Below are 1,040 nucleotides of genomic sequence, written 5' to 3'. Positions count from 1 at the left end.
GAGTACATGCTCGCTACCCAGACGTTTTAATACTTCAGCCATAGGCTTACACAAAGCACTATTGAATACGCCGATCACTTGCTTACCAACGTTAGCAGGGTTAGTCATGGGGCCAAGCATATTGAAGATGGTACGAATAGCCATCTGCTTCCGGGGGCCAATAGCATGCTTCATAGCGCTATGGTGAGCTGGTGCAAACATAAAACCAACACCAATTTCCTCAATACAACGCTGTACTTGCTCGGGGCTTAAAGACAAATTAATGCCTGCAGCTTCGAGTACATCAGCACTGCCAGTGCTGCTAGAAACGCTACGGTTACCATGCTTTGCTACCTTGCCACCCGCTGCAGCTACCACAAATGCACTGGCTGTCGAGACGTTAAACAAGTTAGCACCATCGCCGCCGGTGCCACAGGTATCTACCAAGTGTTCGCCGCTGATATCTACTTTAGTAGAGAGCTCTCGCATCACCTGAGCAGCGCCGGTAATTTCATCAATGCTTTCGCCTTTCATGCGCAAAGCAACTAGGAAACCGCCAATTTGAGCTTCTGTCGCTTGGCCTGTCATAATCTGTTGCATGACAGACTGCATTTCATCGGTTGCTAGGTCGGTGTTTTCAACGACTTTTGCCAGAGCTTGAGTAATATCCATGCGTATACCTATTTTTATTCGCTTATCGTTTTATCTTATCGGTCTAAGAAATTCTTAAGTAAGTCATGACCGTGTTCACTTAGAATTGACTCAGGGTGGAATTGAACCCCTTCAATATCAAGTTCCTTGTGGCGAACACCCATGATCTCTTCGACACTACCGTCATCGTTTTCAGTCCATGCCGTGATTTCCAGGCAATCAGGTAGCGTATCTTTACAAATAACCAGTGAGTGGTAACGGGTTGCGGTGAAAGGGTTAGTCAATCCCTTAAATACGCCCCTATCGTTATGATGCATGGCTGAAGTCTTACCGTNCATCACCTGCCCGGCACGAATGATATTTCCGCCAAAAGCCTGGCCAATACTTTGGTGACCCAAACAAATACCAAG

2 protein-coding genes are annotated in these 1,040 nt (G+C 46.8%); both read right to left on the bottom strand.

Annotation, left to right across the window (positions count from 1 at the left end; translation table 11 throughout):
* Positions 1-651: anthranilate phosphoribosyltransferase (gene trpD / locus A3735_RS07690; protein ID WP_068637861.1), on the bottom strand; the 651-nt coding region annotated here is incomplete at its 3' end.
* 35 nt (positions 652-686) lie between these two features.
* A partial coding sequence (locus A3735_RS07685; protein WP_197485744.1) for an aminodeoxychorismate/anthranilate synthase component II occupies positions 687-1,040 on the bottom strand: 354 nt, incomplete at its 5' end.

The sequence above is a fragment of the Oleiphilus sp. HI0061 genome, from assembly GCF_001635675.1.
The sequence above is the reverse complement of the archived record's forward strand: the minus strand, read 5'-3'. Positions and strand labels throughout refer to the sequence as shown.